21 protein-coding genes are annotated in these 22,061 nt (G+C 61.3%); 15 read left to right on the top strand and 6 right to left on the bottom strand.

Annotated elements, in window-relative coordinates:
* Window positions 1–170: 170 nt before the first annotated feature.
* The 4 genes from fabF to fabD all read right to left on the bottom strand — a co-directional run bounded on the left by fabF (window position 171) and on the right by fabD (window position 3,931).
* Window positions 171–1,433 (bottom strand): beta-ketoacyl-ACP synthase II, encoded by a 1,263-nt coding sequence (fabF, locus tag HQ843_RS16775; RefSeq protein WP_180897248.1) that lies wholly within the window; start codon window positions 1,431–1,433, stop codon window positions 171–173.
* A 248-nt stretch (window positions 1,434–1,681) separates the two neighbouring features.
* The gene (locus tag HQ843_RS16770; protein WP_018062986.1) at window positions 1,682–1,918 is read right to left on the bottom strand and encodes an acyl carrier protein; all 237 of its coding nucleotides are present in this window, start codon (window positions 1,916–1,918) and stop codon (window positions 1,682–1,684) included.
* A gap of 279 nt (window positions 1,919–2,197) precedes the next feature.
* Window positions 2,198–2,935, bottom strand: coding sequence for a 3-oxoacyl-[acyl-carrier-protein] reductase (gene fabG / locus HQ843_RS16765; RefSeq protein ID WP_180897249.1), 738 nt, complete (start codon window positions 2,933–2,935; stop codon window positions 2,198–2,200).
* Between the two features lie 51 nt (window positions 2,936–2,986).
* Complete coding sequence (gene fabD, locus HQ843_RS16760) at window positions 2,987–3,931, bottom strand: ACP S-malonyltransferase (RefSeq protein WP_180897250.1); 945 nt, start codon at window positions 3,929–3,931, stop codon at window positions 2,987–2,989.
* A gap of 222 nt (window positions 3,932–4,153) precedes the next feature.
* Here fabD and HQ843_RS16755 point away from each other — a divergent pair, with 222 nt between their 5' ends.
* From HQ843_RS16755 to HQ843_RS16740, 4 genes are all read left to right on the top strand, one after another.
* A complete protein-coding gene (locus HQ843_RS16755; RefSeq protein WP_180897251.1) occupies window positions 4,154–5,197 on the top strand; it encodes an aldo/keto reductase in 1,044 nt (347 codons plus the stop codon).
* 461 nt (window positions 5,198–5,658) lie between these two features.
* Complete coding sequence (locus HQ843_RS16750; RefSeq protein WP_180897252.1) at window positions 5,659–6,579, top strand: calcium/sodium antiporter; 921 nt, start codon at window positions 5,659–5,661, stop codon at window positions 6,577–6,579.
* Window positions 6,580–6,648: 69 nt separating this feature from the next.
* Window positions 6,649–7,404 (top strand): siderophore-interacting protein, encoded by a 756-nt coding sequence (locus tag HQ843_RS16745; RefSeq protein WP_180897253.1) that lies wholly within the window; start codon window positions 6,649–6,651, stop codon window positions 7,402–7,404.
* 421 nt (window positions 7,405–7,825) lie between these two features.
* Window positions 7,826–8,431: a hypothetical protein gene (locus HQ843_RS16740; protein WP_180897254.1), complete on the top strand. Its 606-nt coding sequence runs from the start codon at window positions 7,826–7,828 to the stop codon at window positions 8,429–8,431.
* A 26-nt stretch (window positions 8,432–8,457) separates the two neighbouring features.
* Here HQ843_RS16740 and HQ843_RS16735 read toward each other — a convergent pair whose 3' ends face one another.
* A complete protein-coding gene (locus HQ843_RS16735; protein WP_180897255.1) occupies window positions 8,458–9,201 on the bottom strand; it encodes an AbiTii domain-containing protein in 744 nt (247 codons plus the stop codon).
* A 366-nt stretch (window positions 9,202–9,567) separates the two neighbouring features.
* Between HQ843_RS16735 and rpsF the strand changes: the two genes are divergently transcribed.
* The 11 genes from rpsF (at window position 9,568) to HQ843_RS16680 (ending at window position 20,686) form a co-directional block, all read left to right on the top strand.
* Window positions 9,568–10,017 (top strand): 30S ribosomal protein S6, encoded by a 450-nt coding sequence (gene rpsF, locus HQ843_RS16730; RefSeq protein ID WP_180897256.1) that lies wholly within the window; start codon window positions 9,568–9,570, stop codon window positions 10,015–10,017.
* 102 nt (window positions 10,018–10,119) lie between these two features.
* Window positions 10,120–10,368: a 30S ribosomal protein S18 gene (gene rpsR / locus HQ843_RS16725; RefSeq protein WP_018062978.1), complete on the top strand. Its 249-nt coding sequence runs from the start codon at window positions 10,120–10,122 to the stop codon at window positions 10,366–10,368.
* A 377-nt stretch (window positions 10,369–10,745) separates the two neighbouring features.
* Entirely contained in the window at window positions 10,746–11,726 is a 981-nt protein-coding gene (locus tag HQ843_RS16720; protein WP_180897257.1) for a YybS family protein, read from the top strand.
* A 2-nt stretch (window positions 11,727–11,728) separates the two neighbouring features.
* Window positions 11,729–12,364 (top strand): 50S ribosomal protein L9, encoded by a 636-nt coding sequence (rplI, locus tag HQ843_RS16715; RefSeq protein WP_180897258.1) that lies wholly within the window; start codon window positions 11,729–11,731, stop codon window positions 12,362–12,364.
* 639 nt (window positions 12,365–13,003) lie between these two features.
* Window positions 13,004–14,485 (top strand): replicative DNA helicase, encoded by a 1,482-nt coding sequence (locus tag HQ843_RS16710; protein WP_180897259.1) that lies wholly within the window; start codon window positions 13,004–13,006, stop codon window positions 14,483–14,485.
* A 62-nt stretch (window positions 14,486–14,547) separates the two neighbouring features.
* On the top strand, window positions 14,548–15,714 hold the full coding sequence (gene alr, locus HQ843_RS16705) for an alanine racemase (RefSeq protein WP_180897260.1): 1,167 nt from the start codon (window positions 14,548–14,550) through the stop codon (window positions 15,712–15,714).
* Window positions 15,715–15,735: 21 nt separating this feature from the next.
* Entirely contained in the window at window positions 15,736–17,142 is a 1,407-nt protein-coding gene (gene radA, locus HQ843_RS16700; RefSeq protein ID WP_180897261.1) for a DNA repair protein RadA, read from the top strand.
* A gap of 66 nt (window positions 17,143–17,208) precedes the next feature.
* Window positions 17,209–17,799 carry a CvpA family protein gene (locus HQ843_RS16695; protein WP_180897262.1) on the top strand — a complete coding sequence of 197 codons (591 nt, stop codon included), beginning with the start codon at window positions 17,209–17,211 and terminating at the stop codon, window positions 17,797–17,799.
* A gap of 53 nt (window positions 17,800–17,852) precedes the next feature.
* Window positions 17,853–19,343 carry an amidophosphoribosyltransferase gene (gene purF / locus HQ843_RS16690; protein ID WP_180897263.1) on the top strand — a complete coding sequence of 497 codons (1,491 nt, stop codon included), beginning with the start codon at window positions 17,853–17,855 and terminating at the stop codon, window positions 19,341–19,343.
* Window positions 19,344–19,363: 20 nt separating this feature from the next.
* Window positions 19,364–20,107 carry an SDR family NAD(P)-dependent oxidoreductase gene (locus HQ843_RS16685; protein WP_180897264.1) on the top strand — a complete coding sequence of 248 codons (744 nt, stop codon included), beginning with the start codon at window positions 19,364–19,366 and terminating at the stop codon, window positions 20,105–20,107.
* A 15-nt stretch (window positions 20,108–20,122) separates the two neighbouring features.
* Window positions 20,123–20,686: a DUF1349 domain-containing protein gene (locus tag HQ843_RS16680; RefSeq protein ID WP_180897265.1), complete on the top strand. Its 564-nt coding sequence runs from the start codon at window positions 20,123–20,125 to the stop codon at window positions 20,684–20,686.
* Here HQ843_RS16680 and HQ843_RS16675 read toward each other — a convergent pair whose 3' ends face one another.
* Window positions 20,687–21,874, bottom strand: coding sequence for an MFS transporter (locus HQ843_RS16675; RefSeq protein WP_180897266.1), 1,188 nt, complete (start codon window positions 21,872–21,874; stop codon window positions 20,687–20,689).
* Window positions 21,875–22,061 lie beyond the last annotated feature (187 nt).

Raw genomic sequence — 22,061 nt, 5'->3', positions numbered from 1 at the left:
TTTTCCGACATTGCCGGCAGGTTGGACGGAAAACCGTCCAATCGGCGCTGTGCCCGCTGGAGCCGTCGAATCATCCCAAACGGGATACGGCGACCCATCGCTGCTCTTCATTAAAAAAACGGCTGCAAAATGTCAGCCGTTTCTTTTCAGCGTCCACAATGGCGACCGCTTCAATCCGCAAAACGCCGCAGCACCAGCGAGGCGTTGGTGCCGCCAAAGCCGAAGGAGTTCGAAAGCGCGATATCGATGTTGCGTTTGCGCGCGACTTTCGGCACCAGGTCGATCGCCGTCTCGCGCTCGGGATTGTCGAGGTTGAGCGTCGGCGGGGCGATATTGTCGCGGATCGCCAGCGTCGAGAAAATCGCCTCGATCGCGCCGGCCGCGCCCAGCAGATGGCCGGTCGCCGACTTGGTCGACGACATCGACACCTTGTCCGCCGCATCGCCCATAAGCCGCTCGACCGCGCCAAGCTCGATCGTGTCGGCCATCGTCGAGGTGCCGTGGGCGTTGATGTAATCGACATCGGACGGCGCGATCCCGGCGCGCTTCAAGGCCGACGTCATGCAGCGGAACGCGCCCTCGCCATCCTCGCTCGGCGCGGTGATGTGAAAGGCATCGCCGCTCATGCCGTAGCCAACGACCTCGGCATAAATCTTCGCGCCGCGCGCCTTGGCATGTTCCAACTCCTCGAGAACGACGATACCGGCGCCCTCGCCCATCACGAAACCGTCGCGATCAACATCATAGGGGCGCGAGGCGCGCTCGGGTTCATCGTTGAAATTGGTGGAGAGCGCCTTGCAGGCGGCAAAACCCGCGAGCGCAATGCGGCATATCGGCGATTCCGTGCCGCCGGCGACCATCACATCGGCATCGCCGAAGCCGATGATCCGGCTGGCATCCCCGATCGCATGCGCGCCCGTGGAGCAGGCCGTGACGACGGAATGGTTGGGGCCGCGCAGCTTGTGGCGGATCGACACCTGACCGGAGGCGAGGTTGATCAGCCGCCCCGGAATGAAGAACGGAGAGACGCGGCGCGGGCCGCGGTCGCGCAGCGTATAGCCGGCTTCGACAATGCCGTTGAGACCGCCGATGCCGGAGCCGATCAGAACGCCGGTCGCGATCTGGTCATCATCGCTTTCAGGGTGCCAGTCGGCATCCGAAAGCGCCATGTCGGCGGCCGCCATGGCATAGGTGATGAACGGATCGACCTTGCGCTGTTCCTTCGGTTCAAGCCACTGATCGGGATTGAAGCTGCCATCGCTGCCATCGCCGAGCGGGATAGAGCAGGCGATCCTGGCCGCAAGGTCTTCCGTTTCGAACGCGGTGACCTTGCTTGCTCCGCTGACGCCGTCAAGCAGACGCGACCAGGTTACCTCGGTCCCGCAGCCGAGCGGTGTGACCATGCCCAGACCGGTGATTACGACACGCCTCATTGGTGGATCGCCCCCATTTTTTTCAAGTTTCTTGTCATCGTGGCCGACGTTTTGAGCCCGACACGCATCAGCCTGAATCGGCCTTCGCCTGACTATAGACGCTCTCGTCACAAGCGCAAAACCGTCAGCAAAACCGTCCTTGATGCGTTTTCACCCCGGAACGCCGGACAAAAAAATGGCCCGTGTAACCGGGCCGTTCGAGGCGGGTTGCAGGTCTGACCCGAACGCCGCCCTGAATTTTCAGTCGATCAGGCCTGAGCCTTTTCGATGAACTTGATGGCATCGCCGACCGTGAGGATCGAATCGGCCGCATCGTCGGGGATTTCCACACCGAACTCTTCTTCGAAGGCCATGACCAGCTCGACAGTATCGAGCGAGTCGGCGCCGAGATCGTCGATGAAGCTTGCGCTTTCGACAACCTTGTCGGCATCCACGCCCAGGTGGTCAACTACAATTTTCTTAACGCGTTCTGCGATATCGCTCATGTCGGTTTCCTCGACCTGTCTCAAGTTCCGCGGCATGCCTGAAACATCCGCTATGTGAAAGCCGCCAGCCTTCCAACAGGGAAGGTGCCGCGGCAGATATGTGAACCAAAGCCCACTTATGACCGAAATCCCGGCCGATGGACCGGGCTTCGCTCACTGGACTGTTCTTGTCAGTCCCGGCCCGCTTACCACGCTTTGTTCTGAGCGCAAAGCCCAAAAAGCACCGTGTCGCCGGTCTCTCCAGCATTTTCAACGGCCCGCGCAAAGCGGGCCGCAAAGTCAGATCATGGCCATACCGCCATTGATATGCAAGGTCTGACCTGTGACATAGCCAGCCTCGTTGGAGGCAAGATAGGTGACCGCGGCCGCAATGTCATCACCGCTGCCCATCCGCTTCATCGGCACGGCGCCAAGGATCGCCTCTTTCTGCTTGTCGTTCAGCTTGTCGGTCATCGCGGTTTCGATGAAACCGGGGGCCACGCAATTGACGGTGACGTTGCGCGGCGCCACTTCCTGCGCCAGCGATTTCGAGAACCCGATCATCCCGGCCTTGGCCGCGCAATAATTGGCCTGGCCCGGATTGCCGGTGACGCCGACGATCGAGGTGATGTTGACGACCCGGCCGAAGCGGCGGCGCATCATCGGATGCATGATGGTGCGGGTCAGCACGAAGGCTGCGGTGAGGTTGACCTCCAGCACGCTTTCCCAATCGGCATCGCTCATCCGCACGAACAGCCCATCCTTGGTGATGCCTGCATTGTTGACCAGGATATCGACGCCCTCGAGCTCGGCCTCGGCCTTTTCGCCGAGCGCCTTGACGGCGGCGCGATCGGAAAGATCGGCGGGAAATACATGGGTGCGTTCGCCAAGCTCTCCGGCCAGCGCCTCGAGCTTTTCAGCACGCGTGCCGTGAAGCGCGACGGTCGCGCCCTGGGCGTGGAGCATACGGGCGATCGCCTCGCCTATGCCGCCGCTGGCACCGGTAACAAGCGCCTTGCGGCCAGTCAGATCCAACATGTCACAACCTCGTCAGATGGAGGCCCGCGCGAGGCGGGCCGTTTCAACACTTCAGCCCTTGATCGCTTTCAGCGCCGCGTCGATATCGCCCGGCGCGCCGATCGCGACGCCGTTGAGCGAGCGCTCGATGCGGCGCGCAAGACCGGTCAGCACCTTGCCGGCGCCGACTTCATAGAGCGTTTCGATTTCATTTGCCGCAAACCAGCTCACCGTCTCGCGCCAGCGCACCCTTCCGGTGACCTGCTCGACCAGCAGTTTCATGATTTCATCGGGATCGGAAACGGGTGCGGCGCGGACATTGGCGATCACCGGCACCACCGGTTCGCCGCGACGCACTTCCGCCAGCGCTTCCTCCATCGCGTCGGCGGCGGGCGCCATCAACGAACAATGGAAGGGTGCGGAGACCGGCAGCAGCAGCGCGCGCTTGGCGCCCTTTTCGGTGGCGAGCGCGACCGCCTTTTCGACAGCCTCTTTTTCGCCGGAGATCACGATCTGGCCGCCGCCATTATCGTTGGCGATCTGGCAGACGCCGGTGGCCGCGGCCGCCGCGCAAAGCGCCTCGACATCCTCGAATTCGAGACCGATGATCGCCGCCATCGCGCCTTTTCCGACCGGTACCGCGCGCTGCATGGCATTGCCGCGAATACGCAAAAGCCTTGCTGTATCGGCAAGCGAGAAGGTGCCGGCGGCGCAGAGCGCCGAATATTCGCCAAGCGAGTGGCCGGCGACATAGGAAATATCGGTCGCAAGATCGAGCCCTTCGGCCTCCATCACCCGCACGGTGGCAAGCGATACCGCCATCAGCGCCGGCTGGGCGTTGGCGGTGAGCTGAAGCTGGTCTTCGGGGCCTTCCCAGATGATGTTCGAGAGCTTTTCGCCGAGCGCATCATCCACTTCCTCGAAGACCAGCCGGGCGGCGGTGAATTCATCCGCCATTGCCTTGCCCATGCCGACAGTCTGGCTTCCCTGTCCGGGAAAGGTGAATGCAACGCTCATCTCGGTCTGCCCCTTCGCCTTGAAACCTCCCGCGCGTCCCTTCATGTCCGGGTCGCAGCGGTTTGCGTTCTCCAATTGACGTTTCACTCGCCCAAGTCAAGGGCGGGCCTACCGCCCCGACCGGAAACCGTGACCGAAAAATCCCCGGACGCGCTTGCGTTCAGAGCGGTTCCGGCTAAATTCCCGAAACCGTTCACGTCAGCCATTTCTTAAGGTAATTTCATGAAAATCAAAAGTTTGGGCCGCACCGGCATCGAGGTTTCGCAAATCTGTCTCGGCACCATGACCTGGGGCAGCCAGAATTCGCTGGAGGAAGCGAGCGCCCAGATGGACTATGCCGTGGAAAACGGCGTCAACTTCTTCGACACCGCCGAGATGTATCCGGTGACCCCGATCGGTCCGGAAACCTATGGCCGCACCGAGGAATTCATCGGCGAATGGCTGAAGGCGCGCGGCAAGCGCGACGATATCGTGCTCGCCAGCAAGGTCGCGGGCCCCGGAAGGCCCTGGGTCCGGAATGGCGGTCCACTGACGCCGCAGGGCATCCGCACCGCGCTGGACCAGAGCCTGAAGCGGCTGAAGACCGACTACATCGACCTCTACCAGGTGCACTGGCCCAATCGCAATCATTTCCATTTCCGCAATTCCTGGTCCTACTCCCCCTTCGGCCAGGACCGGTTCCAGGCCCGCATCGATATCGCCGAGACGCTCGACGCGCTGGATGATCTGGTGAAAGCCGGCAAGATCCGCGCGGTCGGCCTTTCCAACGAAACCTCATGGGGCACGATGAAATATCTCGAACGCGCCGAGACGATGGACCGGGCGCGTATCGCCACCGTGCAGAACGAATACAATCTTCTCTACCGCCACCACGATCTCGACATGGCCGAGCTTGCCCATCATGAAGATGTCGGACTTCTGGCGTTCTCGCCGCTCGCGACCGGGCTTTTGACCGGCAAATATCGCAATGGCAGGGTGCCGGAAGGCTCGCGCGCGACCATCTCGCCCGATCTCGGCGGCCGGATGCAGGAGCATCAGGAGCCCGCCGTCGATGCCTATTGCAAACTCGCCGAAACCCACGGGCTGGACCCGGCGCAGATGGCGCTCGCCTTCGTGCTGTCGCGCCCGTTCGTGACCGCCGCCATCATCGGCGCCACCTCGATGGAACAGCTGAAAACCAACATCGCCGCCGCCGATGTGGCCATGACCGACGACATTCTCGGCGATATCGCAAGGCTGCACCGGGCATTTCCGGCGCCGATCTGAGAAAAGCCGCATAGCCCCCACGACCCTGTCTATTGCTGGGCGTAGCGATGGCATCCGGAAAGCCGTCCTTGCTCCCAATACTCTCTCCCGCCTGCGGGAGAGATGCCCCGAAAGGGGCAGTGAGGGTGAAGCAGCATGTCGGTCCCGTGGGGGTGTCCGTGTGGATAGACTCCCCCCTCACTGTCGCTTTCGCGACATCTCTCCCCTCCGGGGCGAGAAGATTGGGGGGCTGTGCGGTGACGTCAGTGGTCGCCTTCGGGTGCGGGAGCGATCAGCCTCCTCCATAACAATCTCGCCCTCAAAGGGAGAGATTGGTGGCTGCAACGCCGCGCAAACACACTACCCCTTTGCCCGCAGCGTTCCTCACCCACCAATTTCCACCCCGACACATTGTCTCGCGCCCGCAAGCCCCCATATCCCCTCCAAACGCCGGCAACATCCGGCTAGCATGGGGACTTCTATTGGATTTTCTGTTTATCGCGCTCGGGCTGGTCGGGCTTTATTTCGGTGCGGAATGGCTGGTTTCGGGTGCGGTGGCGACGGCGCGGCGGGTGGGGATTTCCCCGCTGGTGGCGTCAATCGTGATCGTCGGCTTCGGCACCTCGCTTCCCGAACTTCTGGTCTCCGTCCGCGCAGCGCTTGCCGGCGCGCCGGGCATCGCGCTTGGCAATGTGGTCGGTTCCAACATCGCCAATATCCTGCTGATCGTCGGCGTTGCCGCGGTGATCTTTCCGATTTCCGGCTGGGACCGGAATGTGCGCCGCGATGCCGCGACCATGACTGCCTCCGCCGTGTTCCTGCTGTTTCTGGTGCAATATGATGTGATCGGACGGGTTGCGGGCCTCGTGCTGCTGGCGCTGCTGGCGCTGTTCCTGTTCAGAACCTACCGCTTCGCCGTTGCCACCGAAACCGGCCCGGAACTGCCCGCCGACGGCGCGATTCCGGTCAGGAAGATGACGGTCCTGATCATCGCGGGGCTCGCCTTGCTGGTCGTCGGCGCCGAACTGCTGATCCGCGGCGCGACCGAGCTTGCCAGCCATTTCGGCATATCCGACGCGGTGGTGGGCCTGACGGTCGTGGCGCTGGGCACCAGCCTGCCGGAACTCGCCACCGCCGTCGTCGCCGCCCTCAAGCGCCATTCCGACGTCGCGATCGGCAATGTCACCGGCTCCTGCATCTTCAACGTGCTCTGCATCATCGGCGCCACCGGGGCGATCGCGCCGCTCCCCGTGCCGCAAGGCTTTGCAAGCTTCGACGTGCCGGTGATGCTGGCGGCGACCGTGTTCTTCGCGCTGATGCTGTTCTTCGCGCCGAAATTTCACAGGGCGACGGGGGTCGTGATGATGGCGGCCTATGGGGGGTATATCTGGACCTTGGTGTAGCGACAGACGCCGGAGCCCGTTGCCGCCGGGAATATTGCAAAACCGGACAATAACAATCATATTAAAACGATGAACAAACGACCAGAACCCAAACTCTTCGAAGTCCTCTCCGCGGAGCAAGTCACCCCGAACATGCGCCGCGTCTCCATTGGCGGTCCTGCCATGGCAGCGTTTCCCGCCGGACAGGATGGCGGCTATGTGAAGCTGATGCTTCCAGGCGCCGATGAAAAGCCCTTGCTGCGGACCTATACGATCCGCAGCCAGAGCGCCGAGGCGCTCGACATCGATTTTGCATTGCACGGAATTGGCGGCGGCGGCGGCCCGGCCGTTTCCTGGGCGCAGGACGTGAACCCCGGCGAAACCATAAGGGTCGGCGGACCGGGACCGGCCAAGACGCTGCCGCCCGGCGCCGACTGGTACCTCGTGCTGGGCGACATGACCGCCCTTCCCGCCATCGCCGTCAATCTTGAGGCGCTGCCCGATGACGCGGTTGGCGATGCCGTGATCGAGATCCAGACCGAGGACGACCGGCAGGACCTTCGCCATCCCGAAGGCGTCCGCCTGCATTGGGTCATCAACCCCGAGCCCGGTCATCAGCCTGAGATGTTCGAGCAGATCGTCCGTTCCCTCGCCTGGCGCAAGGGCCGCGTCTATGCCTGGTCCGCAACGGAATTCGAGGTGATGCGGCGCGTCAGGACCTATCTGAGGGGAGAATGCGGGCTGGGGTCCGATCAACTCTATATTTCCAGCTACTGGAAACAGGGGCTCGGGGAGGATCAGCATCGGGTGGTGAAAAGGGCTGATGCAGAGACTGCGGCGGGGTGAGAGGCGGCGAAATGTGGAATGGGGCTGGCGGCATTATTCCGCTACCCTTGTGATACCGCAGTCTGCGATGTCGCCAGCTCATACACCTAAACATCTTCTGACGCGGTGACGCTGATAGTTTGTGCGGGATGTATCTACAATTTGGCGTTGGGTGCTGACCAAGATAGTATGCTACCAACAGACTTCCATCGCGTGTCACTAATCACAATAAAGAAAGTCAGTAAAGACTATCCGCTATTGCCTTAAAAGGGACTGAAGCGGTCAAACGCCGATCAGCTTTCGAGATCGTTCCTCATGCGCTTGTATGAAGCTTCATCAGAATGATGACGGCCATTCCATCTTAGATGGTTCAGTTTTTATTCAATTTAGACTACATGTAAACGAGACATCTGTGCAATTTTGAGAATAGGAAAATCTGCCCATGCTTCGTGATTTCAACAAGGATCGAGTTACTCTAGTAAAATCAAGCGGTAAGGTCGAGAAAGACGAAATTCCGGCTCTTGTTACGGGCGATCAGGTATTTACAGCCGACAAGACTTTGCCTATTGAGACGGGAGATCATTTTCTTCGAAAACTACCGAGTGGATTGGTAGAAGACTATGAGGTCGTCGATCCAAAGTTCTATAATTTGGGGCAGGATTCTCATTTTCAAATTGATGTCCGCAAGACAGGCGCACCGAAGCAGCAAGCGACTGTAATCCAAGGGATTACGAACAATTTTTCGGGCTCAAACTCACGCGTGAACATCAATTCGATTGATAATTCGATCAATATCTCGAACGACATCCCATCGGAGGCATTATTCAACTTTGTAAATCAAGTTAGACCTGTTGTATCGCAGTTGCCACCGTCGAGTCAGGAGACCATAAACGCTCAGCTCACCAGCATCGAAGAAGAGGCGAAAAAACCAAAATCTTCGAAAATATCAATACTAGTAGCCCTTCAATCGATAAAGACAGTGGCCGAGAGTGCGTCTGGAAACTTAGTAGCTGCTGGAATACTTCACTTGATTGGCAAACTCATTTAGACGTGGGGTCGCGATATGGCTCCAACTCATTCAGACGCGTTGGCTGAACTGTCATTTGAATTCAGATTCACACGATTGTTTTCTCCACCGCTGCTATGAATGGTCGTGACATCACCTAGAAAAATCTGATGAGTTAATTGAGTAACCTTTTCGGTGTCTTGTACATTCAGCTGTTCCGCCGCACCGATCTTTACCTCCGCAGCAGCGGGTATCTTCTTCTCCAATTCGATTGTGAATTCTAGAATTTTTGAGCGCACAGCGTACTGGAGCTCGACCAGGCCAGCCTTAGACAGAATTCCGGTAACACTATTGCATGCCATATTTTCGTATATTTTACCCTGCAACAATAGGATAAGATCTGAAGCGTTAATTTGTAAAACCCCACCTTCGCCTCCACTCAAGAGACTGTCGACCGCTGCGACGCTCTGGCGAATAGAGTATTCATTCCAGCCGTCTCCGCAGTACTTCTCGATCAAGAAAGGCGGAATTGGCGCATTCGTTATACCAGAGCCAAACGCACCAGAAAACGTTGCTTTGTAGGTAACAGTGAGCTTTCGGTATTCAGGTACTTCTACATCCTTTGGGTAACCCTCACCTTCATGTTTCACCCACTCTTCCAAGAGATCACTACCAAGCTTGGACGCCAAAAAGCGAAGCTTTAGGAGCACAGGACCAATTTCGCTGTTTTCTTGCATCAACGATTGCTGAATTTCTCGCAATAAACTCATTTCGACAAAACCAGTTTTCAGACAAACCTTCAGCGACGACATGACGCAACCGGGGCAACTGAGGACAGATAATTTTATCTCAATAACATTTATAGACACCTGTGAAAACAATTGCGACCAGCACACCTGCCGCACAACTCATGAACGAAGCCCCCACCCCTTGCATTCCGCCCGAAAATCCGTATAAGCCGCTCATCCAAAGGTCCGGTCTTCAGGCTGGTGGCTGAACGGAGGGCTGTTTTCGCTGTGGCGGAAATGCCTGGCGCGGTAAAAGCGCCTGCCTCCCGTGTCGCCGCTCTCGACCGTCTCGTCTAACGCTTTTCTTGCCGGGGTTTCCCCTCAGGAGCAGTCGTTGAGGCTTAGCCGCCGAATTCCGGGTCCTGGAAACGCAAGAAAGGCAAGATATCAATGACACTTTACGAACACGTGTTCCTGGCCCGCCAGGACATCACGGCCCAGCAGGTCGACGGTCTCGTCGAGCAGTACAAAGCGCTGCTCGAGGAAAACGGCGGCAAGGTCGGCCGTATCGAGAACTGGGGCCTGAAGTCCCTCACCTACCGCATCCGCAAGAACCGCAAGGCGCATTACGCGCTGATGGACATCGAAGCGCCGGCCGCCGCGATCCACGAGATGGAACGCCAGATGCGCATCAACGAAGACATCCTGCGCTACATGACCGTCAAGGTCGAAGCGCATGAGGAAGGTCCTTCGGCGATGATGCAGAAGCGCGACCGCGACGACCGTCCCCGCCGTGACGGCGGACGCGAAGGCGGCCGTGACAACCGTGGCGGCGACCGCGATCGCGGTGACCGAGGCGACCGTGGCGGTGACCGCGGCGAACGCCGCCCGCGCTTCTAAGAGCTTATGCTCTTAGACTTGTTTTTGCGCAATGTCCGGACGCAAAACCGGTTCCCACTTTTGCTGGAATTGCTCCGGTCGCGAAGTTAAAGGATTATTACAATGGTAGCCATCGCTTCTATCCCGACGCGTCGTCCGTTCAACCGCCGTCGCAAGACCTGCCCGTTCTCCGGCGCCAACGCGCCCAAGATCGATTACAAGGACGTGCGTCTCCTGCAGCGTTACATTTCCGAACGCGGCAAGATCGTGCCTTCGCGCATCACCGCCGTCAGCCAGAAGAAGCAGCGTGAACTGGCCCGCGCCATCAAACGCGCCCGCTTCCTCGGCCTTCTGCCCTACGTCGTTTCGTAAGGTTTTACGGTTTTGGCGGGCGGGGCCGCGGCAACGCCCCTCGTCCGCCGCACTCTCTGCCGTTTCGTCCGTCATGCCGGCCTTGAGCCGGCATCCAGGGCCGCTTGCAGGGAGGTTCAGTAAACTCTTAGCGCAAGGACTTGCGCTTGCTGGATCCCGGATCAAGTCCGGGATGACGGCGGTGAGGGAAGCAACGCAGCAATTGCTCGCGGGCTTTGCCGGCAATTCCCCCTCAAGGGGGGAGAATGAACGGAAGACTGGAATACGGAGGGCGACCTCCGAAACGGCTCCGGCGCGGTGGGCGCGCAGCAGCCGAAAACTTGAACCCAGGTTGGGAAACGTGATTTCCCTAACTGCTTGATTGGCAGGACAGCGAGATGAAGACACTGAACGCAAAGACATTGCTGATCGGCGTGCTTTCCGGCGTCGCGGCCTTCGCGCTGGCCTATGGCGCGGGCGTGACCGTGGTGTTTTCAACGCTGCTTGCGGCAGCTTCCGCGCTTCCCATTCTGATTGCCGGGCTCGGCTATGGCCTGGCGCCCGCGATCATCGGCATCGTCGTTGCCGGCGCGCTCGGCCTCGCGCTCGCCTCGCCGTTCTTCGCGCTCTATACGCTTGCGGTCACGCTGATCCCGGCCGGCTGGCTCAGCCATCTCGGCAACCTCGCCCGTCCGGCCTCCGAGATCGGCGGTCCGGAAGGGCAGACCGCGTGGTATCCGATCGCCGACATCATGATGCATCTGTGCACCGCCGTCACGCTGGCGTTGATCGTCGTCGGCGCGGTCGCGGGCTATGGGCCGGAAACCGCAGGCCAGCTCATCGATGCCTTCAGCGCGGCCCTGACCACCCAGAACCCCGAACTTGCCGCCGATGCGGAAACGATCGCGCAGTTCAAGGGGATGTTCGCCGTGCTGCTGCCGATGGTGCAGGGCGCGACCTCGGTGATCCTGCTGTTCGTCGCCTTTCACTTCGCAAGCCGCATCGCCATCGCATCGGGGCTTTCCACACGCCCGCGCGAGGATGTGGCCCGGTCGCTGCGCATGCACCAGAACGCGCTGTTCGTGTTTCTGGGCGCGCTGGTCGCGACCTTTTTCGGCGGCACGATCGGTCTGATCGGGGCTGCCTGCCTCGGCGCCTTCGGCGGCGGGTTCCTGCTTGCCGGTCTCGCCCGCATGCATCTTGCCGCCCGCGGCAAGAGCTGGGCCGTGCCGGTGATCATTCTCTCCTATCTCTCGCTGATCTTCACCTTCCCGGCCCTGGTGTTCGTGACCATGGGCCTTCTCGACACGCGGCGGGCGATCGCGCTTTCTCCGGGCGCGCCCACCGACGCCAACAATGATGATGATGAAAGGAATTAACCATGGACGTAATCCTGCTTGAACGCATCGCCAAGCTCGGCCAGATGGGCGAAACCGTAAAGGTTCGCGACGGCTATGCCCGTAACTACCTGCTGCCGACCGGCAAGGCGCTGCGCGCCAACGCCGCCAACAAGGCCCGTTTCGAAGCCGAACGCTCGGTCCTCGAAGCCCGCAACCTCGAGCGCAAGAACGAAGCCCAGACGGTTGCCGACGTGCTCGAAGGCAAGTCCTTCATCGCCGTGCGCGCCGCCGGCGAAACCGGCCAGCTTTACGGTTCGGTTGCCGCCCGCGACGTCGTCGAGATCCTCGGCAAGGAGGGCTTCAACGTCTCGCGCAACCAGGTCGTGCTCAACACCCCGATCAAGACCGTCGGCGTCCATCCGGTCCAGCTTCAGCTTCATGCCGAAGTCGAGATTGCGATCGAGCTGAACGTCGCCCGTACGGCAGAAGAAGCCGAGCGCCAGTCCAAGGGTGAAGACCTCACCTCCGCCGACGCGATCTACGGCATCGACGAGGACGCCCTGCGTCCGGAAGACTTCTTCAACCCGGATGCCGATTTCGATCTCGACGACGACGCCGAGGAGGCAACCGAGGCCGAAGCTTCGGAAGAAGCCGGCGAAGACGAAGACGACAAGTAAGGCTTACGCCCGACTGCGTTTTGATGCCCGGTCTTGCGAGACCGGGCATTTTTGTTTCTGACGACGTTCACCTCGAACCGTGTTGAGAAACGAGCAAAAAGCCGGCCTCCCGGCATTCAATCTCCCCCTCAAGGCAGGGCTTGTTGCATATGGCTTCGCCGCACAGCCCGCAAACCTTCTCGCCCCGGAGGGGAGAGATGTCGCGACAGCGACAGTGAGGGGTGAGTCCATCCACACGGAAGCCCTCACGAGTCAGAAATGCTGTTTCACCCTCACTGCCCCTTTCGGGGCATCTCTCCCGCAGGCGGGAGAGAATATTGGGAGCAAGCCGCAAGGCCATATGCGATTCCCCTGCACCAAGGAGGGAGATTGGTCGTGGAGAAGCTCACGCCCGCCACAGCATCCGGGGTTTGCGATAACCCGATGCATTTCGTTTCGGCGGCCGGCGCGGTATAATCCAGGGCAGCATGTCAAGGCATGAATGCGACTCACCGCGCTCTGGCAGGGGTGTTTATTTTTGCAGCCTGTGGAAAGCGGGTACACTGGGGAGCGTTCGCTGCGACCACGGGATTATCTGCGCGACTCAGTGACGATGGTCTATGCTTCGCCAATCCAATCGGGAACCTCCGGAAAGCCAATATGAACGATCTTGCGCCATCCTTCCAAGCCGCAGCACAGCAGCGCGAGGCGCCGAACAACCTGGAAGTCGAACAGGCGCTCCTTGGGGCGATCCTGGTCAATAACAGCGCCTTCTACCGGGTGTCGGACTTTCTGAAGCCGGAGCATTTCTACGAGCCGCTGCACCGCAAGATCTACGAGCTTGCCGGCGATACGATCCGCATGGACAAGATCGCCAACACGATCACGCTCAAGACCCACCTGCCCGCGGCCGTCAAGGTCGGCGACCTGACGGTGGCGCAGTATCTCGCCCGCCTTGCCGCCGAGGCCGTCACCATCATCAACGCCGAGGATTACGGCCGCACGATCTATGATCTCGCGATCCGCCGCCAGCTCATCGAGATCGGCGAGGACGTGGTCAACATCGCCTATGACGCGCCGATCGACATGCCGCCGTCCGAGCAGATCGAGGAAACCGAGCGCAAACTGTTCGCGCTCGCCGAAACCGGGCGCTACGAGGGCGGGTTCCAGAGCTTCGAGAACGCGGTGTCGATCGCCATCGACATGGCCGGCAAGGCATTCGAAAGCGACGGCCACCTCTCCGGCGTCTCCACCGGACTTGCCACGCTCGATGCCAAGATGGGCGGCCTGCAGCGCTCCGACCTGATCATCCTCGCCGGCCGTCCCGGCATGGGCAAGACCTCGCTTGCGACCAACATCGCCTGGAATGTCGCCTCCGCCTATGAGCCCGAAATCCTGCCCGATGGCACGACGGAAGCCAAGCAGGGCGGCATCGTCGCCTTCTATTCGCTGGAAATGTCCGGCGAACAGCTCGCCACCCGTATCATCTCGGAGCAGACCGAGGTGTCCTCCTCGAAAATCCGCCGCGGCGATATCACCGAGGCTGATTTCGACAAGCTGGTCGCCTGTTCGCAGACCATGCAGAAAGTGCCGCTCTATATCGACCAGACCGGCGGCATCTCGATCGCGCAGCTTTCCGCGCGCGCCCGGCGGCTGAAGCGCCAGCGCGGCCTCGATGTGCTGGTGGTCGACTATGTGCAGCTCATGACCGGCTCGAAAAAGTCCGGCGAGAACCGCGTTCAGGAGGTGACCGAGATCACCACCGGGCTGAAGGCGCTGGCCAAGGAACTCAACGTCCCCGTCATCGCGCTCTCCCAGCTCTCCCGTCAGGTCGAAAACCGCGAGGACAAGCGCCCGCAGCTATCCGACCTTCGCGAATCGGGCTCGATCGAGCAGGACGCCGACGTGGTGCTGTTCGTTTACCGCGAGGAATATTACGTCCAGAATCAGGAGCCGCGCGATCCGGACGATCCCGCCTATGACGAGTGGAAGATGAAATTCGACAAGGTGAAGGGCACCGCCGACGTGATCATCGCCAAGCAGCGTCACGGACCGACCGGCACGGCCAACCTCGCCTTCCAGGCGGCCTATACCCGGTTTGCCGATCTGGCGGACCCATCCTATTCAAGTTTTGACGAATAAATCTGTGTTGAACGCGATAATCGCGCTATGCTTGCCGTATCGATGCAACAAACGGCAGTTTCATGACTGAATATTCGAATGAATTCACCGAGGCGGAAATCGGCTTCGATGCCGCCCCTGCCCGGCTGACGGTCGACCTTGCGGCCATCGTCGGCAACTGGCAGACGATGCGCGCGCTTTCCGGCAGGGCGCGCACCGGAGCCGTGGTCAAGGCGGATGGCTACGGGCTCGGCATCGAGGATGTCGGCGAGGCGCTTTATGGCGCGGGCGCGGCCGATTTCTTCGTCGCGGTTCCGGAGGAAGGCGCGACGCTGCGCCGGTTTGCGCCCGACGCCCGCATCTTCGTGCTGTCCGGCATGTGGCCGGGCACGGAGGCGGTGTTTTTCGAAAACGGTCTCGTGCCGGTACTGGCGAGCGAGGAACAGCTCGCCTTCTTCTTTGCCGCGATCGCGGAATATGGCGACTACCCTTGCGCCCTGCAGGTCGACACCGGCTTCAACCGGCTCGGCCTTTCCCATGAGGAAGCGCTGCGTCTTGTCGCAGACGGCGCGAGGCCCGCAAGCTTTTCGCCGGTTCTGGTGCTGTCGCACCTTGCCTGCGGCGATGATCCGGCAGCGCCGATGAACCGGGAGCAGCTCGCAAGGTTCCGCACCATCGCCAATGCTTTCGAGGGGGTCGAGGCGAGCCTTTCCGCCTCCGCCGGAATTCTGCTCGGCGCGGATTATCATTTCGATCTGACGCGGCCGGGGATTGCGCTTTACGGCGGTGATTCGGCGCCGGGCGCCGCCAAACGGCTGCAGCCGGCGGCCATAGCCGAAGCCCGGATCATCCAGACCCGGTTCGCGCTGAAGGGCGACAATGTCAGTTATGGCGCGACCCAGCAACTTGCCCGCGACAGCCGGCTCGCCATTGTTTCTGCGGGCTATGCCGATGGCTATCTTCGCGCCAAATCGGGCGCCGGCGTGCCGCTGCGCGAGGCCGTTCCCTCCGGCGGCGTCGGCTTTGTCGCCGGGCACAAGGTGCCAATTCTTGGCCGCATCACCATGGATATGACAATTTTCGACATTACCGATCTGCCGGAAGACGCCGTCCGGGCGGGCGATTACGTCGAACTGTTCGGAACCAATGTCGCGCTCGACGATGCGGCGGCGGCGGCGGGGACGATCGGATATGAATTGCTGACATCCCTTGGCTTGCGCTACAACCGCCGTTATATCCAGCCGGACTGAAACCGCCGAAAAAGAGAAACCTTGGCAAAAGCGAAAACCCAGTTCATCTGCCAGAATTGCGGCTCGGTTACCCCGCGCTGGTCCGGACGCTGCGATGCCTGCGGCGCGTGGAACACGATTGTCGAGGAAAACCCGACCGCCGGTATCGGCGGCGGCCCCGCCCGCTCCCCGAAAAAGGGCCGCCCGGTGGCGCTTGTCCCGCTCGATGGCGAAAGCGAGGAAGCGCCGCGCGTCCAGAGCCTGATTTCCGAACTCGACCGGGTCACCGGCGGCGGCTTCGTGCGCGGCTCGGCGGTGCTGGTCGGCGGTGATCCCGGCATCGGCAAATCGACGCTGCTGATGCAGGCGGCCGCGGCCCTGTCGCGCCAGAACCAGCGGGTGATCTATGTCTCCGGCGAGGAAGCAATCGCCCAGGTCCGGCTCCGGGCAAAACGGCTGGGGGCCGCCGATACAAAGGTGATGCTCGCCGCCGAAACCAATGTCGAGGACATTCTGGCAACGCTTGCCGAGGGGCCTCGCCCCGATCTCGTGATCATCGATTCGATCCAGACGCTCTGGTCGGATCAGGCGGAAGCCGCGCCCGGCACGGTGACGCAGGTGCGCATCGGCGTACAGGCGATGATTCGCCACGCCAAGCAGACCGGGGCCGCGATCGTGCTTGTCGGCCACGTCACCAAGGATGGACAGATCGCGGGGCCGCGCGTGGTCGAGCACATGGTCGACGCCGTGCTCTATTTCGAGGGCGAGCGCGGCCACCATTACCGCATCCTGCGCACCGTCAAGAATCGCTTCGGCGCGACCGATGAGATCGGCGTGTTCGAAATGGGCGACAAGGGCCTGCGCGAGGTCGCCAATCCGTCCGAGCTTTTTCTCGGCGAACGCAACGAGAAGGCGCCGGGAGCCGCCGTCTTCGCCGGCATCGAGGGCACCCGCCCGGTGCTGGTGGAAATCCAGGCGCTGGTGGCGCCGACCTCGCTCGGCACGCCGCGACGCGCGGTCGTCGGCTGGGATTCGGCCCGGCTTTCGATGATCCTTGCGGTGCTCGAGGCCCATTGCGGCGTCAGGCTCGGCAATCACGACGTCTATCTCAACGTCGCCGGCGGCTACCGCGTCAGCGAACCGGCCGCCGATGTCGCGGTGGCGGCAGCGCTGATTTCGTCGCTGGCCGGTCTTGCCCTGCCCGCCGATTCTGTTTATTTCGGCGAAATCAGCCTGTCCGGCGCGATCAGACCCGTCGCCCACGCCGTACAACGGCTGAAAGAGGCCGCCAAACTCGGTTTTTCCCGCGCAGTTCTTCCAGCCGGCACGGTTGAAATTGCAACGGTCACGGGAAACGGGTTAAAAGGATTCGAGACTCTACCTGAGCTTGTGGCAGAGATAGCGGGCGGCAAACTGTTAGAGCGTACGGATGATGACGGCGACTTCTAGGGTCTCCGGCGTCGAACCAACCAGCATCCGGCCGCAGCCATGGCCGAAAGACGAGCGGAGCAATGAATGCCGGTGACCCTGTTTGATCTGATCGTCGTTTTGGTTGTCCTGTTTTCCGCGCTGCTCGCCATGGTCAGGGGATTTTCACGCGAAGTCCTGGCGCTGCTGGCCTGGGGCCTGTCCGCGCTGATCGCCTATCTCGGTTATCCCTACCTCGCACCTTCGCTTCAAAATCTGCTCAGTGATTCGCGTCTGGCGATGGCCGCCGCCTTCGCAATTATTTTTCTGGTGGCCCTTCTGCTTCTTTCGCTGGTTACAACGCGATTTGCCGACTATATTATCGACAGTCGCGCCGGCGTGCTCGACCGTTCGCTTGGTTTCGTTTTCGGAGTGCTGCGCGGAATTCTGATCCTCGCGGTCGCCGTCGCCTTCTGGAACTGGCTCGTCGGCGATGCGCAGAGCCCGGACTGGATCAAAAACGCCAAGTCCAAGCCGGTCCTGGATATCCTCGCCGACAAGCTCGAGGCCCTTCTGCCGGGCGGCGGAGAGATCGAGACCTATCTCGCGCCAGCGAACGATCGCGTGGTGGCTAAAATCGATGGTAAGACGATCGTGATCCTGCAGCCCGATGTACAGGCTTCGACCAGCACTATATAAGTCGAAACGAATTTATTGCGGACCTCCCTGCCCCGCCATATCCGGACCAGATGATGAAAACCAGTTTTGACGTGAGCGACGATTTCAGCATTGATGACGATACGCTGCATGAGGAATGCGGCGTATTCGGCATTCTGGGCCACCCCGATGCCGCGGCACTCACCGCCCTCGGCCTTCATGCGCTGCAGCACCGCGGACAGGAAGCGGCGGGCATCGTATCCTATGACGGCCAGCAGTTCCGCTCCGAACGCCATCTCGGCCTCGTCGGCGACCACTTCACCGATCCCGCCATGCTCGAAAGCCTGAGCGGTTCGATGGCGATGGGCCATGTGCGCTATTCGACCACCGGCGGAACCGTGCTGCGCAACGTCCAGCCGCTTTTCGCCGAACTCGGCGTCGGCGGCATCGCGATCGCCCATAACGGCAATTTCACCAACGGACTGTCGATGCGGCGCAAGCTGATCTCCGACGGCGCGATCTGTCAGTCGACCTCCGATACCGAAGTGGTGCTGCACCTGATTGCCCGCTCGCGCGCGAAAACCTCATCCGACCGTTTCATCGATGCGATCAGCCAGATGGAGGGCGGCTATTCGATGATCGCGATGACCCGCACCAAGCTGATCGCCGCGCGCGACCCGACCGGCATCCGCCCGCTGGTGATGGGCGAACTCGACGGCAAGCCGATATTCTGCTCGGAGACCTGCGCGCTCGACATTATCGGCGCCAAATTCGTGCGCGATATCGAAAACGGCGAAGTGGTGATCTGCGAAGTCCAGCCCGACGGCACGATCTCGATCGATTCCCGCAAGCCGGCGCTGAAGCAGCCGGAGCGGCTCTGCCTGTTCGAATATGTCTATTTCGCCCGTCCCGATTCGATCGTCGGCGGCCGCAACGTCTATCAGACCCGCAAGAATATGGGCTTCAACCTGGCCAAGGAAGCGCCGGTCGAGGCCGATGTCGTGGTGCCGGTTCCCGATGGCGGCACGCCGGCTGCGATCGGCTACGCCCAGGAAAGCGGCATTCCGTTCGAGCTCGGCATCATCCGCAATCACTATGTCGGACGCACCTTCATCGAGCCGACCCAGCAGATCCGCGCCTTCGGGGTCAAGCTGAAGCATTCGGCCAACAAGGCGGTGATTGCCGGCAGCCGCGTGGTGCTGATCGACGATTCGATCGTGCGCGGCACCACCTCGGTCAAGATTGTCCAGATGCTGCGCGAGGCGGGCGCCAAGGAAGTCCATATCCGCGTGGCCAGCCCGATGATCTACTATTCGGACTATTACGGCATCGACACGCCCGACCGCGACAAGCTGCTGGCGAACAATCACGAGACGCTTGCCGACATGTGCCGCTTCATCGGCGCGGATTCGCTTCAGTTCCTGTCGCTCGACGGGCTGTACATGGCTGTCGGCGGCCAGAAGCGCAACAATGCGCTGCCGCAATTCACTGACCATCAATTCACCGGCGATTACCCGACCCGCCTGCTCGACAAGGAGCATGAGGGCGAGTTTTCGAAAATCGAGCTTCTGGCCGGCAACGGCTGAAAACACCTCCGGAGCATATCATGTCCAAACCACTTGAAGGGCGGTTGGCCGTCGTCACCGGCGCCTCCCGCGGGATCGGCTATTTCACGGCGCTTGCGCTGGCAAGCGAAGGCGCGCATGTGATTGCCTGCGCGCGCACCGTCGGCGGACTGGAAGAACTGGACGACGCGATCCAGGCCGAAGGCAGCGGTTCGGCCACGCTGGTGCCGATGGATCTGGCCGATATGGGCGCGATCGACCGGCTCGGCGGTTCGATCTTCACGCGCTGGGGCAAGCTTGACATCATGGTGGCCAATGCCGGCGTGCTCGGCGTCGTCTCGCCGCTTGCCCATGTCGAAGCGAAGGTGTTCGAGCAGGTCATGGCCGTCAATGTGACCGCGACCTGGCGGCTGATCCGCTCGCTGGAGCCGTTGCTGAAACAATCGGATGCCGCACGCGCGGTGCTGCTTTCCTCCGGCGTCGCCCATACATGTCGCCCTTTCTGGGGCCCCTATGCCGCTTCGAAGGCGGCCGTCGAGGCCTTAGCGCGTACATGGGCCGGTGAAACCGCCCATACCACGATCAAGGTCAACAGCGTCGATCCGGGCCGCACCCGCACCGCGATGCGGGCCCAGGCCGCTCCGGGCGAAGATCCGATGACGCTGCCGCATCCAAGCGAGGTGGCGGCAAAAATCGTGGCGTTGACGCGACCGGATTTCACCGAAAGCGGCAAGCTCTATTCCGTCCGCGAGGACCGGTTCAAGGACTATCAACTGCCGCAATGAACCGGAGACAAGGCGATGCGCAAATGGCTGAACGAGCCGGCTGAGTGGACTGACGATGCCGCGTCGCTGACGCTCGTCACCGAAAAGGCCACCGATTTCTGGCGCGAGACGTTTTACGGTTTCACCCGCGACAGCGGCCATGCCTGTCTGGAACCAGTAACCGGCGATTTTTCCGCGAGCCTCACCGTTCAGGCCGATTATCAGGCGCTTTACGACCAGGCCGGGATCATGTTGCGGGTCGACGAGACCAGCTGGATCAAGGCGGGTATCGAGTTCACGGACGGACTGATGCATTTTTCGACGGTCGTCACCCGTAATGTCTCCGACTGGTCCGTGATCCCGCTTCCTGAGGCGACGCCCGAGACGCCGGTCTCGATCCGCCTCACCCGGCATGGCGATGCCGTTCGCGTCCAGTTTCATCTCGGCGACGAAAGATGGCAGATGGCCCGGCTCTGCCCCTTCCCCGTCGCTGATGCAATGGTCGGAATGACCGCATGCACGCCGGAACGCGCCGGTCTCAATGTGCGATTCAGCGCGTTTCAGATCGGACCGCCGATTTCACGGCAGCTTCACGATTGATCAGATCCGCCGGATGCGCCAGTTCAGGATAACCGCGACCGCAACCAGGATGGCGGCGGCGGCTGAGACGGCGCCGAAACCCGCAGCCGCATAAAGCGCGCCCATCAGAAGCGGACCGCAGAAGACGGCAATGTAGGTCGCGGTGATATTGAAGCCGATCAGCATGCCGCGCGCCGCGGGATTGCGCTCAGCCAACCGCAGAACGGTCAGGCTCAGTCCGAAATGATTGACGAAGCCCAGAAGCAACGTCGCCAGCAGCGCGGTCCAGTAAGCCTGCGTCGCGGCTGTCAGCATCAGGTAGATCACGCACGAACCCGCCAGGAAGTATGGAAACACGCGCCCCGGGCCGAGGCGATCCACATGCCGGGCAGCCAATCCGCCCACGCCGAAGCCGACGCCGTAGGTCAAAGCCGCCATGCTGGCCGCCGAAGCGCTGATGCCCAGCGTCTCGCGCATATGATGTCCGAGCAGCGCATAGGTGCCGTAGAAGGAGCTCATGAAGCAGAGACAGGTGACAAGCAGGCTCTTCACGCCTTCTATGTGCAACACCTCAAGTCGCGCCGGTCCCGCCGAACTGGCTACGGAGGCCGGTTGTGACGGGCGAAACATCGCAAAGGCGAGAGCCAGCAGCACAGCGACGCCGCACAGCACGGCGTAGGCAATGCGCCAGTCCAGCATATCGCTGAGCAGCGCCGAGATCGGAACGCCGCCGATGAGCGAAATGGACCAGCCCGAAAGCACGATCCCAAGAAACCGCGCGCCTTCGCCTGCCGGCGCGATCCGCACCGCTTCCGAATAGATTGCCGGCAGCAGAATACCGGTCGCAACGCCCACCAGCGCCTGCCCGGCGGCCAGCCCTTGCCAGACCGGCGTGATCGCCGATCCCAGAAAGCCGAGCGCCATCACGACAAATGCGGCCGAAAATATCAGTCGCGCATCGAAGCGATCGATCAAGCGCGAGAGAAAAAAAGCCGACAGGCCGGTCGCCCCGCCAAAGGCGGATATCGCCCAGGCTATCGGAACGGCATCGGTGTTCAGCGATTCCGCAACATCGCTCAGGATCGGGCTGAGGATGAACGAATTCGCCCCGATCAGGAATATGCCGATGACCAGCGCGGCGAGCCGCAACCGGAATGTGAGGGGGGTTGGCAAGGAAAGACCTGTCGAAAGTGATTCACGGGCTGTCATTATGGCCCGTTCAGGTCACCGCGCAAGCCGCAGCCTGGCACTGGAGACAGGCCCCGCTCGGGTGCATCCGCCGCGATCTTCCCCGCCAACATAGCATTTCGCGATCAGACGCCATCACCTGTCGCCCGCAAAGAATCCGGAAATCAGCCGTCCAGGCCTCGTTGGAGACCGGACGGCAGTCCGGTCT

The organism is Martelella sp. NC20 (assembly GCF_013459645.1).
GTDB lineage: Bacteria > Pseudomonadota > Alphaproteobacteria > Rhizobiales > Rhizobiaceae > Martelella.
This window is presented reverse-complemented; position numbering and strand designations above follow the sequence as displayed.